This window comes from uncultured Aquimarina sp. (genome assembly GCF_947492405.1).
GTDB lineage: Bacteria > Bacteroidota > Bacteroidia > Flavobacteriales > Flavobacteriaceae > Aquimarina.
In genome coordinates this window covers 142,086-159,846 of sequence record NZ_CANLMP010000002.1, presented here as the reverse complement: position 1 = coordinate 159,846, position 17,761 = coordinate 142,086, and the positions used below count along the sequence as shown (strand labels likewise).

Annotated in this window: 8 protein-coding genes; all 8 read right to left on the bottom strand. The window is 33.9% G+C overall.

Annotated features, from left to right (window positions below):
- Positions 1–186: 186 nt before the first annotated feature.
- Complete coding sequence (locus tag Q0829_RS07065) at positions 187–3,213, bottom strand: hypothetical protein (RefSeq protein ID WP_298541467.1); 3,027 nt, start codon at positions 3,211–3,213, stop codon at positions 187–189.
- Between the two features lie 198 nt (positions 3,214–3,411).
- A complete protein-coding gene (aspA, locus tag Q0829_RS07060; protein ID WP_298541466.1) occupies positions 3,412–4,830 on the bottom strand; it encodes an aspartate ammonia-lyase in 1,419 nt (472 codons plus the stop codon).
- A gap of 233 nt (positions 4,831–5,063) precedes the next feature.
- Positions 5,064–7,880 (bottom strand): prolyl oligopeptidase family serine peptidase, encoded by a 2,817-nt coding sequence (locus Q0829_RS07055; RefSeq protein WP_298541464.1) that lies wholly within the window; start codon positions 7,878–7,880, stop codon positions 5,064–5,066.
- A 203-nt stretch (positions 7,881–8,083) separates the two neighbouring features.
- Positions 8,084–9,541, bottom strand: coding sequence for a hypothetical protein (locus Q0829_RS07050; RefSeq protein ID WP_298541463.1), 1,458 nt, complete (start codon positions 9,539–9,541; stop codon positions 8,084–8,086).
- 141 nt (positions 9,542–9,682) lie between these two features.
- A complete protein-coding gene (locus tag Q0829_RS07045; protein WP_298541462.1) occupies positions 9,683–11,377 on the bottom strand; it encodes an IPT/TIG domain-containing protein in 1,695 nt (564 codons plus the stop codon).
- Between the two features lie 43 nt (positions 11,378–11,420).
- Positions 11,421–12,581: a hypothetical protein gene (locus Q0829_RS07040; RefSeq protein ID WP_298541461.1), complete on the bottom strand. Its 1,161-nt coding sequence runs from the start codon at positions 12,579–12,581 to the stop codon at positions 11,421–11,423.
- 17 nt (positions 12,582–12,598) lie between these two features.
- A complete protein-coding gene (locus Q0829_RS07035) occupies positions 12,599–14,194 on the bottom strand; it encodes a SusD/RagB family nutrient-binding outer membrane lipoprotein (protein ID WP_298541460.1) in 1,596 nt (531 codons plus the stop codon).
- Between the two features lie 17 nt (positions 14,195–14,211).
- Positions 14,212–17,679, bottom strand: a complete 3,468-nt coding sequence (locus Q0829_RS07030) for a SusC/RagA family TonB-linked outer membrane protein (RefSeq protein ID WP_298541459.1) — start codon at positions 17,677–17,679, stop codon at positions 14,212–14,214.
- Positions 17,680–17,761 lie beyond the last annotated feature (82 nt).

Here is a 17,761-nt window from a genome sequence, read left to right as displayed (position 1 = left end):
GCATATTTAGTAGCGTATTTTTGTTAAAATTATGAGGAGTTTAAATTACTCTTTTTCTAACATATCGATCAGTTTGTTTTTATGTTGTTCTACTTTGAGTAATACTCAAGACATAGAAGTCTAGTTCTCTTTTTAGTATATTTCAATACGTCTATAGGACAAACTGCTTCTTATGTTGAATTAAATTTACTGGATCTTGTTTTTTATTTCTTTAAAATCGGTCATCAATTCATTATAACGATTCATCACATCTTCTCCAATCACTTGATCAGCGCTATTAACCATATTGTAGATGTATGATATTTGTGATACTAGCATTTGTTGGGGATACGCTCCTTCTGCATTCTTAAGTAGTTTTAGAGCTGTTTTTATATCTTTCAACCTATCTTTATTCGCTTTATCTTTTTTGGCTTCTAATTCCTTCACTTCTTTTTCCAATCGATCTTGTTCTAAACGAGCCTCAGATAACAATGCTATTATTTTTACTTGCATATCGTGCTGTTTTTGAAATAGTTCTTGAGTCATACTATCTGCTTTTATACGAGGATCGATCAATATTTCAAATTCTTGTTCCATAGTTTGATCGTCAACTGTAAGTCTAACAGTGTACTTTCCAGGAGGAACCATCGGTCCGTTTTTGTATCTTTTTTTGATCTCCTTATGCCACGGTCCTTTTTCCAGAAGATCCCAATCAAAACGATTCAGTCCTTTCTTTGATGTTAATTTCTTATTGACATAACGAAAGGTAGTACTTAGATTCATATCTTCTTCCTCGTTTATTGAAGATTTCAGCAAAGTACTATCATTTAAAACTGTGATAATAGGTGATTTTTTCACATCTAAAATTTCTAATTTCAACCCTTTAATTGCCTTCGGTAAATAATAGTCGATATGCACAGCTGTTCTTGGATATTTTGGGAAGCTATTATTAGCACGTACTTTTGGATACCGATATCGAATGGTAGTATCGGGTTTAAAAAGGTGTGATGCTATTCCTAGATTTGGCATCATTTCATCCCTAAGGCTGGTAATATTATCTAAAATCCAAAAACCACGTCCCATTGTACTCAATACCAAATCACCTCTAAAAATTTTAATGTCCGTAATTGGTGTTACAGGAAGATTTTGTTGAAACGACTGCCAAGTTATACCATCATCAAATGAAACAAACATACCGTATTCCGTTCCTACATATAATAATCCTGGTTTTACAGGATCTTCTCTCAAAACACGGGTGGTGTAATCACCAGGAATTCCATTAGATCCTGTACTTAATAAGGTCCAATTCATACCATAATCCGTAGTTTTATAAAGATAAGGTCGTGTATCTCCCAAGATATGTCTATCTACTGCTATGTAAGCAGTAGCAACATCATGTTTTGATGGTGCAATCGATTCTACTCTACCTCCTTTTGGCAGTTTTTTAGGAGTTACATTTTTCCATGTTTTACCACCATCTCTGGTCACCGAGATGACTCCATCATTGGATCCTATCCAGATTAAACCTTCTTGTAATTCAGATTCTCTTATAGAATATAATGTACTATAATATTCCTCTCCTGTAATATCACGAGTAATGGGACTTCCTGAAATTACCTGTTTATCTTCTTCAAAAGCCGTTAAATCTGGCGAGATAATTTCCCATGAATACCCATCAGAATCTGTTTTATGCAAGAATTGAGATCCATGATAAATCACATCTGAATTATGTGGCGAAACATGCACTGGCGCCACTCGCTGAAAGCGATATTTCAAATCTTTGGGATTGTGTCCATAGATATTAGTTGCACCTACATAATGACTTTTTTCAACGCCAGTTAACTTATTGAATACTCCAAAACGCCCTTTGCAATTAACATACACGATATTATGGTTACCAGGCTTTGGGACAGCGGGACCAGTTTCACAACCTCCTGTATTGATAACCCAAGCAGAACCAACGCTCTGTACTGCGCTGGGTGGAAAACTTGGCACAGCAATGGTAGTATAATTGTCTTGTTGTCCTGCGTATAACCAATATGGGTATTGATCATCAACTTCAACCTGATACAATTCGGCGGTTGGTTGGTTGAATTGTGAAGACCAAGTCTTTCCACCATTAAAACTCACATTAGCACCACCATCATTTGCTTGGATTAATAGTTCAGGATTATTTGGATTCAACCAAATATCATGATTGTCTCCATGCGGGACTTTCATTTCTTTCCATGTTTTTCCACCGTCTTTTGATTTAATTAATGGATTTGCATTGGAATAAACGATATCAGGGTTTGTTGGATCCAATTCTATATTGGTATAATAAAAAGGCCTATTCACTAAACGCTTATCGTCTGAAACATGCTCAAATGATTTCCCTTGATCTACTGATTTATAAAGTCCTTGCTCTCCTTTTGGAGCTTCGATAACAGCATAGATAATACTAGAATTAACTGGTGAAACGGCTAAATCAATCTTTCCAATCTTTCCTTTTGGAAGTCCGTTTTTAAGTTGTATCCAGTCTTTACCGCCATTTACAGATTTGTAGATACCTCCTTCTTCCGAAGAACCTCCTGATATGATAGTCCAAGGTTTACGTTCTGCCTTCCATGCCGCAGCATAAATTACATTAGGATTTCCTGGTAATAATTCAAGATCCGAAAATCCTACTTTATCAGAAATGAATAGTATTTTTTCCCAATTTTTTCCCCCATCTGTAGTTTTGAATATACCTCGCTCCGGATTACTTTTAAAAGCATTACCAATAGCAGCTACCCAAACCACATTACTATCAGTAGGATCAATTTCTACAGCACCAATCTGACCTACATGTTTAAGCCCGATATGCTCCCACGTTTTTCCAGCATCAATTGATTTGTATACTCCCTTTCCACTAATGACGTTACTTCGTAATCCGTCAGAACCAGTACCAACATATACTATGTTTGGGTCATTCTCTGCTACCTGTATTGCTCCTATCGATGGTGTGTCAAAAAATCCATCAGAAACATTATTCCAAGTGGTTCCATAGTCTTCAGATTTCCAAACACCTCCTCCAGAAGCTCCTAAATAAAAATTGCCTGGTTTCATAGCTACTCCAGTTACCGCCGTAACACGACCGCCGCGAGCGGGACCTACAGTGCGATATTGTAAGGCTTTAAAATCTTGTGACAAGACTGTTATACTTAAGGTGAAAAATGATAAAAACAACAATTTTGGATTTAAAGAGAGATTCATATCAATAAATTAATTAGATAATAATGGGTTTTTAAGAAGTTAGGTTCTGAATTAAATTTTGGGTACGAGCATTAATATCTTGCCGAGTGCCCAAACTTCTGAAAATAAATATGAAATTAATAAAAAGTAAAAACTTCATTTTCATTTTTTTCGAGATTTGTTCTTTTTCCCACAGAAGTTATTAGATTAAAAATTACTTTACTTATGTAAAGTGGCTTTATATTTAGGATTCATCATATTTTCTACACTTAGAATATTGTCCAGATCTTTTTCGGATAAAAGTTCCTTTTCTAATACTAGCTCTCGTATTGTTTTACCTGTGGTTACTGCTTCTTTACCTAAAAGATCACCCATATGATGACCAATATATGGATTCAAAAATGTAATAATACCCACAGAATTAAAGACCATTTGTCTGGTATCCTCCTCATTAGATGTAATACCATCGATACATTTTTTGGCGAGTGTAGTACATGCATTTGATAATAATTCTACCGATTCAAACATACATTGTGCAATTACGGGCTCCATAACATTGAGCTGTAACTGTCCAGCTTCTGCGGCAAAAGAAATTGTAACATCGTTACCTATTATTTTAAAACAAATTTGATTAACAACTTCAGGAATTACTGGATTTACTTTTGCCGGCATAATGGAAGAGCCTGCTTGCATTTCTGGTAAGTTTATTTCATTGAGTCCACATCGAGGACCAGATGATAGTAAACGTAAATCATTACAAATTTTAGATAGCTTAACACTAGTTCGTTTTAAAGCCCCAGAAATCATAACATAAGCACCACAATCCGAAGTAGCTTCAATTAAATTATCAGAAGGAACAAAATTGACTTTTGTATATTGTTTTAAATAATCGATGGATAACTTAGAAAAACCATTGGGTACATTGACACCTGTACCAATTGCAGTTGCTCCCAAATTAACTTCTAAAATTAGGTCACGACAATTTTTTAAATTCTTTATTTCTTCTTTTAAATTAGAAGACCAAGCTCCGAATTCATCTCCTAAAGACATTGGGACTGCATCTTGTAATTGAGTCCTTCCCATTTTAATGATTTCTTTAAACTCAAATTCTTTTTTATCAAGACTTGTACATAGTATCTCAATACGCTCTAATAGATGATTTATATAGTAAAAAATTGCAATTCTAAAAGCTGTAGGATATGCGTCATTCGTTGATTGAGATCTATTAACATGATCATTGGGGTGTAAAACATCGTAGCTACCTTTCGCATAACCTTTTAATTCAAGAGCAACATTGGCAATGACTTCATTTGCATTCATATTTACAGAAGTTCCCGCTCCTCCCTGAAATACATCAGAAGGAAAATACTTAGTATATTTTTCTAAATCACTTAAAATATGATCACAGGCTTGAAGAATCATATTGGCTTTATCTTCAGGAATAGCACCAATGTCCCTATTTGCAGATGCACAGGACTTTTTGGTTAAAATTAATGCTCTGACAAAAATAGGAAAGTGACCAATTTTTGAATTTGAAAATTGAAAATTATTAATAGCTCTTTGAGTATGTATACCATAATATGAACTCTCTAAAATTTCTAAGCTTCCCAAGAGATCTGTTTCTTTTCTTGTTTTCATATTTTGTTTAAATAATAATTTTCAGATTTAATACTAAAGTGTAGGAAATCATTTAGCATATTTATAGGTCTATTTTTATTAATGATCATTCCAACCCTTGACTTTTGGGTCACCAAGAAATCTGAATAATATCCCAGCGATCATTCCGATCATTATCTGCCAATGCAATGCAAGTTTCTTCATGTGAATTATCTAATTTTTTGTATACAATTAATATTATTTCAAAAAAGCATTTAGCTTTTATTTTTTATATCAAGTTCATATCCCAAATCAATCCCTTTATTTACTCTAGATACTCCATTAGTCATCCACATAGGTGCTGGTTTGTTCTTAAGATAATGATCAAAAAATTGCATCATCCTAATAGATAGATCCTGCTTGTTTTTCATTTTTTTTAAATTATGAGCTTCTTTATTGTAAACTAATAACCAAACAGGCTTTTCTAAACGTCTCATCCCCATAAACATCTCTATACCTTGATAATAAGGTACAGCTCCATCTTGATCATTGTGCATTATTAATAAGGGGGTTTCTATATTTGGTATTCCGAATAATGGAGAATTTTTTATATAAAAATCAGGACGCTCCCATAGACTTTTTCCAATCCTACTCTGCCCTTTTTCGTATTGAAAAGCTCTGCTTCTTCCTGATTCCCATCGAATTCCACCATATGCTGAAGTCATGTTACTTACAGGTGCTCCCGCCATAGCCGCTTTAAATTTATTGGTCACAGTAATCAAATACGCTACCTGATATCCTCCCCAACTTTGTCCTTGAATCCCTATATTGTTACTATCGACATATCCCAATTTTTCTACTGCTTCTACTCCCGATACAATACAATTATATGCACTAGCTCCTGGCTTTCCTTCATCATAAATAATATTAGGAACAAAAAGCACATAGTCATTACTCACTAAATAGCTACGGTTTACTGTTGATTTGCTAGGTTTGGGAATATGATATTTCGAATATGTATCAGATTTTTTTTCATAAAAGTGAGTTATCATAGGATACTTCTTAGAAGGATCAAAATCTTCTGGCTTATAAATAATACCTTCTAGCTTTTTGCCATCATACGCTTTCCAGTAGAAAAGTTCTGCTATTCCCCACTTAAATTCTTCTTGTTGTGGGTTTATATCATTTATTCTCAAAATGTTTTTAAACTCTTTATTAGAAAAATATAGATTTGGTGAAGTATTGAAATTTTCTTTAGTAAAAGCTAAAATATCCGTTTTTGAAGCCTTTGTATAGTTCTTTATTAAAAATGAAGTAGGTTTTATTTTTTCTATTAATTGTTGTTTATTCAAAAGATAAAGCCCCGATACTTTTGTTTTTTTATCAAAGCTTGTTACTAATAATTTTTTATTAACATATGTTGCTTTTGCTTTTTGTTCTGGGTCTAACCTTTCTGTTCTAAATACTATTTTTTTACTTACTCCAATTCTAGTAATATTCTGTGGCCTTTTACTTCCATCGAGGAAAACTCTCCAAATATCAAATTGATCATATATCAACGCGTTACCGTCTTGATCAAACCCTCCAAAACCATGGGGTAAAGGTGATGAAGGGCGATCATTTTCCTTATCATAAAAGATTACATCAAGTTTACCCGTAAGGTTTCTAAGCTTTAGGGTAGATAGTTCTAAGGAAAACCAATGTTGCTGGTTATTATCAAAATATACAGCAAACTTATTATCAGGAGATAAGAATGGACGGGTTTTAATATTTTGTACTGCTACTCTTTTTTTTCCCGTTTCCGTATTAACGACATAAAAATCTTGGGTTCTAGGATGTTTCCAGGAGTATTCTCTTTGATAAGGACTCTTATCCGATCCTAGAATATATTTTTGTTCTTTAAACTGATTCATATACAAAGCATCAATATTTTCATCCTGAATTCTCACAAAAACTTCTTTTTGGATATCATAGTATGAGCAATATGCTTTTTCACTTAGTTCCTTGTAATTTGATCCTTGTTCTGGTTGAATCATTTTATCTTTCCAGTTCCATATATCAACCTCGGGAATTTCATTTTCCAAAAGTGTTGTGTCTTTATAATATGTTGGTATTGGTTTTGAGTAGAAATATAATCTCTTGCTGTTCTTTGAGAATTTAGGTTTTTGATTTTTACTAATCATCCAACCATCTTGCAAATTATTACCAAATACATCAACCAGTGTTTTCAAAGTATCCTTTACATATACTTGTAATTCGAATCGCAATGAATCTAACGATGTAGAATCCCTTGCCGACAAGTAGGCAAAATGATCGCCCCATTGATTCGTAGAAAGTTTATCGTATTTGTATTTTCCTGTATCTATAACTTTTGACACTCCAGTTCGGATATTATATGAATACACACCGATATCTCTTTTATTATTCTTTTTCTGATTTTTCCCTGTAGTTGTAGAATAATAGAAGATATCTCCAAACTCCGGTAATACATAATCTTTTATCTGTAAAACAGTGTCTTTTCGTTTATTTTTCAGGTTATAAATCAATATATAATCCTGAATAAACGATGTTCTATATTCTCCTTTTACAGTATTTTGTTTTTCTCTCTTCGAAGTTCTATTCCTATTTTTAAAATGTTCTATAACTATATAAACAGGCGTTTTTTCAGGTACTTTGTATCCCTTTACGCTCTGAATAGTATCCACTATTTTATTTAATTTTACATTAAAAATTAACAACTTATCTTTAGATTGATCCTCTTTTTTTGTTTTCTTTTTTATCTCTTTTCTTAAAGTTTCATATTCGGGTTTTTGCCTAAAAATGATATACTTTTCATCGCACGTTATAGATGCAGCATATCCATTTTCAAACTGATATTTTTTTTGAGTATCAGAATTATATATTTCTAAATAGCCATCTCCTCTTCTGGTAACCCGTTTAATTTCAGAAACTATCAATTTACCATTAACGGATACTTTGATATCTGTAATTTCCTTCCATAAGTCATAATCCTTATGTGTAAGCTGTTTCTTCTGGGATGTACTCTGCCAAAAAGTGAATATTGATATAATAATTAATATCTTATTTGTCACGGTTCATTGTATTAAATAATATTATGTAATGTCTATAATCGATCTTGTCAAAATTGAGCAAATAAAGAGCCTGATGATTCATCATAATATCAGGCTCATTTATCCAATGGCTAACTCAAATAAGTATCGGGGTATTTAAATTGTAGTAAACCTCATCAACAGGAAGCAAACTTTATAGTACTGTCTCGGATTAGAAATCAATATTAGTTTCTAAATATATTCCTGCGCCCCACTTCTGACAAATACATATCTTCACTACTATGTCCTGCTCCCGGAACAACTTCTATTTTTTGAAGATCATTAATAGAAGTTCCGTAAAAATCATTTAAGTGATCAAAATAATTAATAGCTCTTTCAAACCTGTCTCTCCCTTGCAATACTGCTTCACAAGAATCATCAAAATTCGGAAAATTGGGGTCATTATCATTCTGACCAATTAGATATGCTACTTTTCTTTGTTTTAATCTATCTCTAATAACATCTTCACCTCCTATATCTCTTAAGTACGATGGTAAATCATCCAAACCATATCTATAATCATTATAGCCAGAGCAATTAATTGTAGGTACGGCAAAGGTATTTTCTGTACCAAGAACCTTACGGGTATTGTTCATATATACATAAGAAGCAGGATTATTAACCACAAAACTTATATCAATCCCATCTGCTATTAAATCATCTGCAATTGGAGAAGTTGCAGAATATCTATTTACAAACTGACCTCCAGCTGAATGACCTGTTAATACTATCTTTTTTAAATTAGGGTATTTTGACAGGTTTACCATTATAGAATCCATAACGGTATAAGAAGACACCCTTTCTGGTCGAGGATTACTATCTTCATCTTGTGAAGTAAATCCTATACGCCATCCAGATCCACTCCAATACAGATGTTCTTCATCCAAAACAAAGTTGTCAATATCTTCTTCTTCTAAAAATTGTGGCGAAACAATTAATAGTGAATCAAGCTTATTAGTTTCCAGATTTGCAGCTGCTAACATGCGTGTATATTGTTTTTTTGCAGTCCTTCCTGAACCGTGCAAAACAACTATAGCCCTTGTGATATCGTTATTATCTGTTTCTCTAATATCTTCTCGACCTGAGAAGTATGGAATTTTCAAAGTAGAAGTTCCCACAGTAATAGCAAATTTTTTATCTCCTATAAAATCTTCTGGGTCATTAGGATCCACTTCTTCGATTTCGGTAGTTGAATTTAATGTAATAGTAATTGAATTACCATTACTGGATGAATTTCCTATAGTAACTCCTTCGCTAGATTGTAATGTAAAAGTCAAAGATCTATTTTGGTTTGCTTCTGGGTTGTTTAATACCCTTTGTAGTAAAACCACGCTTGTAACAGCTTGCCCTCTTTTAATAATAAAAGAATCAGATTGAGGTAGCAAAAAATCTTCATTTTCTACCGCATTGTTCTCTCCGGGAAAACTAATTGTAAAAGGTACTGTAATATCCAAATCTTGTTTTGGTCCATCATATCTCAATTCAACCATTACGGGCTGAGATGAAGTACGGTCAACCTCAATGCTTTCAAGATTAAAAAAAACATTGCCTCCTTCTTGAATAGAAGCAGTAATATCATCATCACTCTGACAACTCATCATCAATAATGATAAAGTAATTATGGTGTATATCGTAGATTTCATATTTCTATAAATTTTGTGTGTAAAATAGCTATAACAGATGCTATCTGGATCGTTTAGAATCCAAGAATAACCTGTTAGTCTGATACATCTAAAGAAAGACCTGGTTTTCAAAATGAATCTGATAACCAAGTCTTTTTGGTCTTAGTTGATCATATATTTAATCATTAATTGAGCTCCTTCTTGTGGGTTATCAACATCATAAGTCTCCGCTTCTCGGCCGACATTATTTTCTGTTGCTCCTGCAGAAACTCCTGAAGCTTCAAAAATAAAATTCATACTATTTCCTTCAGTCCAGTCTCCTCTTGCGATAATCTCATTAATAATATTTGATATATCTACGGTTGTTCTATCGGCAATGGGGGTATCTGTTCCTATCCACTCAGGTATATTCCAAACCGCATTGGCCATTGTTAAAGGTCTGGCGGATAAATTTCCTAAATCTTCTGTATATGCTGCAGCATTGCCAACGTCTTCACCAAAAATTGTCATTTCTGTTGGGTTTGCTCCTTCTGTTTGATCCGCTACGAATATAATTTTTGCTTCTTGAATGGTTACTCCTGTTGGAATTGTGACATTATTAAAACGAAGTCCGATTTTTTGTAGTCCTACATCTGGTGTACTAAAAGTATCAAATTCTCCTAATTCGAGATCACCGCTTTCCAATAACATTCTACCGTCTTCAGCTTCTTCTACGTCATCATTGACATTATTAATTGCTACCAGTAGGGTTACAACACTATTGTCAATTACAAAATCACTAGTACTTGTACCTATTTGACCATCAACTTCTACTGTAATTGGTCCAGTTTCAGATCCATTTGGTACTGATGTAGTAATACTGGTGACCGTACTTTCTGTAACTACAGCAACAACACCATTAAACCTAACCACATTATCTCCAGGAATTGTACTGAAATTACCTCCTGTTATAATTACTTCTATTCCTGATGCTCCAACTTCTGGGGAAAAGGATACTATAGAAGGTATCGTGATAAAATCTGTTTCACTAGTAGCCAATAAACCTTCTATTTCTACAGCTATTCTTCCAGAACTGGCTTCAGCTGGAACTTCCACTACCAATTCTGTAGTCGAAGCTGAAATTACGTTAGCTAAAACTCCGTTAAAGCTTACATTATTGACATCTACATCTACATTAAAATTTGTTCCTGTGATTGTTATTTCATCATCCGCTGCGCCACTTTCTGGACTAAACGATGTAATAGTCGGTGTTATCGTAAATAATTCTATGGTTCCTGTTTGACCTAAAACTTCAACCGTAAGTGGACCCGTTGTGGCGCCATCAGGAATAACCACTGTTATTTCCGTCGTTGATGCTGCAATAATTTCGGCTTCGGTTCCATTAAATGCTACAGAGTTATCCGCAATAGTTTCTCCAAAGTTTACTCCGGTAATCACAACTGTTTCTCCAACTGCGGCTCCGGTTACGCTTAAGCTTGTAATCATTGGCGCACTAACAACTCTAAAACTAGGACCATCTACCGTAATCTGACCAATTGTTAAAGCTACTGGTCCTGTAGTAGCTCCTTCGGGAACATTCACTGTCAACTCTGTTTCACTGACAGAGATGACAGATGCAAATACTCCATTAAAACTCACTCTGTTATTTGCACGTACGAGACTAAAATTAGTACCTGTGATAATAACCTCAGATCCAATATCTGCTACATCTGGATCAATGTTAGTAATTGTTTGAGCTGGATCTGATTCTGGTATTACTCTAAAATCATCATCTCCACAAGATATTATACCTGTCATAATCAATGCCAGTACTGACATCACTACCGATACTTTATTATATATATATATATTATTCATTTTTATATTTTTTACTATTACTACTTAGCGTTTTAGCAAAGCTCTATCCTGGTATATACACTAGCATTTGATCAAAATAAGTATCTTCTGAGCCTCCATCGACAGCTATCTCCACAATTAATGTATACGCCGCAACATTTGTTAAAAAACCAGAATCCACGAGATTCCAGGTATCTAACCCATCATTAACAGTTAATCCATCTATATCAAGAAGTACTAGGTTTTCAGTGGTGTTATCTGCTCTTTCTATAATAGCCGTTACTCTAATAAAATCATCGTCTTCGCGATTGTTTCCTCCAATAGGAAAATACTGAATCTGTATACCTGTTGATGGATGTTGTGCAACATCCACTGGTACTCTATCAAATTCTATTCTAATCGTTCCATCTATATCTTCTATCTGGTACGCTTGATTCCCATCTAAAAATGAACCACCAGTTGGACCGCCATCATTACTAACTCCAATTTGCTCTGATGTAAATCCAGGACTACTTACCGTGGTGTTTGGGTCGGAGAAAAAAGATCTAAATCCTATTTCATCATCTACACCAATACCAGTCGCAGTATGCATTACATGTCTTTCTCCTGGATTATTTAATAGCTCGCCTATGGCAACTGCGTCAGGTCTTGTATACCGATCATCGGTACCGAAAGGCTCTTCAAAAGATGTTCCTCTTAGTTTTAATGGCGGTGGCACAAAGAATGACATTCTAAAATTTATTGCTTGATTAAAAGAAGGGTTATCTAATAATCCAGGACCGGAATCACCTCCATCATTGGTGTTATCGTCACTATTAAAAACTGTTATTGCTCCATCAAAAACACCATTCGTCGTACTTATGATAGCAACAAAATCTAAAGGAATAGCAATATCAATCTCTTCTTTAGTCAGATTTAATGCTGTTAAAATATCTTGTCCAGTAAAAGTTAATGTATTTGGGAAAGAGGTTAATGTTATAAATTTATCAACCGTAATATCTCCGTAGGTCAATGATAAATCATACGAAATGATATTATTGTTTGGGTCTTCAACACCATTAGAAAACTCAAGGTTGTCGATTTCTAAAAAGTTAAGTCTAAATGATTCCGGTATTTCATCCCATACTACTAATCCACCTCTCGTAAAATTATCTTCCAGTACATCGTTGTTGTCATTACAAGATATTCCTAATATCAGTAATGCTAATAGATATATATTTTTCATCAATAATAGTATTTAAATTAATTAATAAAACCTGCTGAATTTCTATCCCAAAAAACCTGAGTCACAATTGGTCTTTGTTCCAATTGGTTATTAAAATTAACAGCATCTTCTGGCAATGAAAACAACCTTGGGAAGGGTGTATTGCTATCAAAAATTGGAGCGCTAAAAACAGAAGGGAATCCGGTGCGTCTATATCCATTATAAGATTCTGTAGAATTTCCGTAAGAAGCTAAATAATATTCTTTCAAAATAATATCCAACTTGCCTTGAGCATCAGTAGCATTATACGCAGTCATTACCTCTGCCACATAGGTTTCTATATCTGCTGTAGAAGCGGCAAAAGGAGAGCTTAGAGCAATTCCACCGGCAAAGTTCACTACTTTATCCATTGATTTTCTAATGCCTGATTCTAATAATGCTTCTGCATTATCATTAGTGCCTAATCTCAATGCTGCTTCTGCTCTTAAAAAGTCTACAAAAGAAGACAGTAAAATAGGCAAAATTCCGGCGCCAGATTGATTTTGTGTATCTATGGCAAAATCCGGAGCACTTGGGTTATCCTCATCAAAAGTTCCTCCTACAGGGTACAATCCATAGGTAGCTCTAAAAATAGCATCTGTTCCTCTAGATCTCGTATCGCCATGATCCCTTCCGTAATAGGAATTACCCAGATAACAAAAATCAAAATTAGTAGCTCCAACGCAACCTAACAATGTATCAGAAGGATCTGCTCCATTCTGACGATATACATAATACCTAAGTCTTGGATCTCTGATCGTTTTATCATTTAGAAGTAAGTTTAGGAATGAGTTCCCTAAGAACTGACTATATCCACCTGGAGCGTATCCCGTATTAAAATCCGGATGACGACTATTAGGCTCTGTTTGGTTGGTACCATATTGAAATTGAAAATCCTCTATTGGGGTAATAAAGTTATCTTCTATCAATAAAGCGTTTATCCCTGCTACATCTCCAATATTAACCAACATTTTTAATTGTAGTGACTTTGCCAATCGAATCCATTTATCTGCATCCCCTTCATAATATAGATCATTGGTCGGTACGATAGTGGCATTTATTAAATCTTCGATGGCAGTGTCAATGCGAGCTAGCAAGTCGTTGTATATTGCTTCATCATCATCCGGTTTAGGATTAAATATTTGTTCGCCTCCGGTGGCATTGTTAGCATCAGAAAATGGTATATCACCCAGATAATCCACCATCGTTACAGTTGCATAAGCAATCAAAATAGTAGCCATACCTCTATGAAACAATAGATTTTCATCATTTGAAGCCAAGTCATATATAATAGTAGCATCTTCTACGAATGCATAATAATTCGTGTATTCTCCATTTAAAGCGGTTGGGCTTGCAACGTCCGCATATGTTTCATTTAAAACGGTATAACGCATTACTTCATCAGTAGTACGATTTAAATCCATGAGAAGATCTGCTACTTCTTTCTGAACATTGTTAAGTAAGAAATTTGGATCCGCCTGATCAGGCACTAATAGATTAGGATTTTCCTGAAAACTATCACCAAAATCTCCTAATTCACAAGATGTAGCAAGTATCAAAAATAACAAGCTAATTGTTAGATATATTTTTTTCATCTTATATATATATTATATTAAAAATTAACAGAGACAGACAAAGAGTATCTCTTGGTTGTTGGTGTAGACAAACCTGTTGTTTCGGGATCAAAATTAATTCCGTCAGGAAAATCTGGAGCACTAAAAAAGACATTCCTTCCGCTTAGGGATAAATCCATACTGCTAAAAGGCAATTTTTTAAACGTTTTTTTATTGAGATTATAAGACAATGAGATTTCTCTTATTCTAAATACTGAAGCATCAAAAGTGATGTTTTCATCAGGTTCATAAAAGTTATTAAATACTGCATTATTACCTGTTACTTGTATCGTATTCGGTATCGTATTACCATTCGCATCAAACAAAGGTTCTCCAAAGGAAACATCTCCGTACACACCTGGTAGTATAAAACTACCTTCTCTATTTTCAGTATCGGTAGTAACTCCTCTTTCTAATAAAAGTTCCACAACACTGGATCTACGATCGCCGCCATGTGTGTATTCTAATTGTGTAGAAAGTGTAAAGTTTTTGTATCTAAATTCATGAATAGATGTAGCTCTAAAATCGGGTACACTATTTCCAATAATTTCATCTGGTAATCCTACATCATCACTATCAATTATGTTTCCGGTAGCAGGATCAATAAGTGGATTTCCTTGTGTATCGCGAACAACATAACTTCCTACAAAAACGCCTAACTCTTCTCCTTCTATAAGGTTTCCTTGTCTGGTAATATCACCGGCTAGATCAACTACAACTGTTTTAAAAGTGGTAAATGTGTTTCTTATATTCCAATTAAAAGAAGATTTTCTAAACAGTTTAATACCTAAGTCTATTTCTAATCCTTCGGTATCTACTCTACCAGTATTAATAGTAGTTTCTGTAAAACCTGTAGAAGGAGCAATAGCAGTTCCAAAAATTTGGTTATCCGAAATACGAGAAAAAACCGACGCTTGTAGGGTGACAGCATTATTTATAAAATTACCTTCTAACCCTAATTCAAATTCTTTGTGTAATTCTGGTTTTAGATTAGAATTTGCCAATTCATTAAAGAACGAATTGGTTACCAATGGGTTTCCATTGACATCAATAAATTCTCTGGGATCTGATGATAAACTTTGCCTGGTGTTAAATCTACCTGGAAAACCAGATGAAGTAGCGTATGCACCTCTTATTTTCAAATAATTAACCAAACTCCCTCCAAAATTAAATGCTGATGTTGGTACAAATGAAATAGAAACTCCGGGATAAAACAGATCCTGATTTTCTCGTTCTATAGTAGATCCTTTGTCAAACCTTCCTGATAAATTAAGATATAAATAATTGTTATAATCAAATTGAAATTGGCCAAATACTCCAAGAAGGTTTTCTTTATTTGTATCAAAATCTCCTTCTCCTGGAGTTCTAAAATTATTAGGTCTTAAAAAACCAAAAACAATCTGCTCAGCATATTCAGAATCTTGTGATCTAAATGTTTCATATCTTGAGTTTACTCCCAATTGTGATTCGAAGCCTATTTTATCAGATAGCTCATAATTTGATTCTAAAATTAACGTATTATCCACATCAAATTCCGTATTCGATGTTAATTCTAATGATCCTAAAGATGCGGTAGTGCCTAACCCTCCTCTATTTCTAAACTCTAAACCATTAAAAGATTCAACTTGTAATCCTCCTCTATATCTAAGTGTATGATTTTTATGTAATTGATAATCCAGGTTTATAGTTGCATTAAATCTTCGTATTGCAGATTCTCTACCCGTATTCTCTATAGTCCACCTTGGGTTTTCACGATTGGTTCTATAATATACACTCTCTCCTGTTATAGGATCCTGAAAAGGGAAACTCTGTATATCCAAACTTCTTGGTATGATATAGAGATTTTCTAGAATATCTTGTCCTGCATCATCATCAGAACTTACAGCACCATATGAAAACCTATCTCTAGAACTATATGAAATAGACGAAGACAGTTTCAGTTTATCTGTTAATTGGGATGTACCTCCTAACCCTAGAGTAAACCTTTTAAAATCATTATTTCCCAGGATCCCTCCTTCATCAGTATATCCTAATGAGAAATTGAGAGATGTTTTTTCTCCGGTAGCACTAATATTCGCAGATGTTATAAGCCCAATTCCTGTATCAAAAAAATCCTTAACATTATTTCGGGCAGCCTCAAATGGAACCACTTCATTTGCAAACTGAGGGAAACCTGGATTCTGCGCTAATGGATGCGGGACAAAATCTATATCTGTAAAACGAGCACCATTACTACCTACATTTCCTAAAGTACTAGCATCAGTAACTAAATTATTTCCTACACCATAGGTATTTTGAAAATCTGGTAAATTAGCCACTGTATTAGTATAAGTGGTCTGCGTTATTTTAGCATTAAAACTTTTTTTGCCAATGGGTGCATTAGCTGACTTTGTTTCTATAAGAATTACCCCATTTCTACCTTGGCTTCCATAAAGGACAGATGCATTCAAACCCTTAAGTACAATAATGTTCTTTATACTATTTGGATCTATATCCAAGAGACCTCCTGAAAAAGGTACATTATCTACAACTATTAAAGCTCCGTTTCCCTGTGTTAATGATAGACTACCTCTTATAGTAATACTAGCAGCTGCTCCACTACTACCATTACTCGGAGAAATTTGAACTCCAGATATTTTACCTTGTAACGATCTGGAAATATCAACTTCCGGTCTACTTTCAGTTTCTTCAGTGTCTATTTGCGAAATAGCATATCCTAATGCTTTCCTTGATTTTTTAATTCCTTGAGCAGTTACTATTACTTCTTCCAGACTATTTACATCCTTTATTAAAGTTATGTTTATTACGTTTGTTTCTGATACAACAATTTCTTGTGTTTGAAAACCTACATATGAAAAAATTAATACATCACCTCGTTTAGCTTCAATACTATACTCTCCATCAAAATCTGTTAAGACACCAATATTTGTATTTTTCACTAATATATTTACTCCTGGTAATGGAAGATTATCATCTGAATTCACCGTTCCTTTTACAATTGACTGTGGCGCATATTCAGTCTTAGCAATAGTGGTTTTTTGTTTTGAAGATTGTCGTTTTTTTCTCTTCTCTATATCGTCCAAAATTTTCCGAATCTCTCTCACTGAAGCTTTTGAGTTTTTAGGAAATAAGACAATACTATTTTTATAAATCTTAAAATTAATATCTGTTCCCTTAAAAAGTTTTCTTAAAACGGCATAAATATTTTCGTTTGTTGCCGATACTGATACTTTCGTCGAAATATCGATCAAATTATTATTATAGAAGAAACTGTATTCACTTTTTTGTTCTATTTCCTCAATCGCCATCTGTAACTTGACTTCATTTACAGATATAGAAATATTTTGAGAATAAGAACTGAATGAAAATATCTTCGAAATAGTAATACAAAGCAAAAGCGAATAAATTTTCATAATTCTTATAAGGTCTTTCCCGGAAAGAAAGTTACCGGATAGATTTTTTTTCATAATTTTGTTTGATTTTAATTATTCTAATTCTTGAGTCTAATTAAATGATCTTTGGAGAGGATGTTGCCGCATCCTCTTTTTT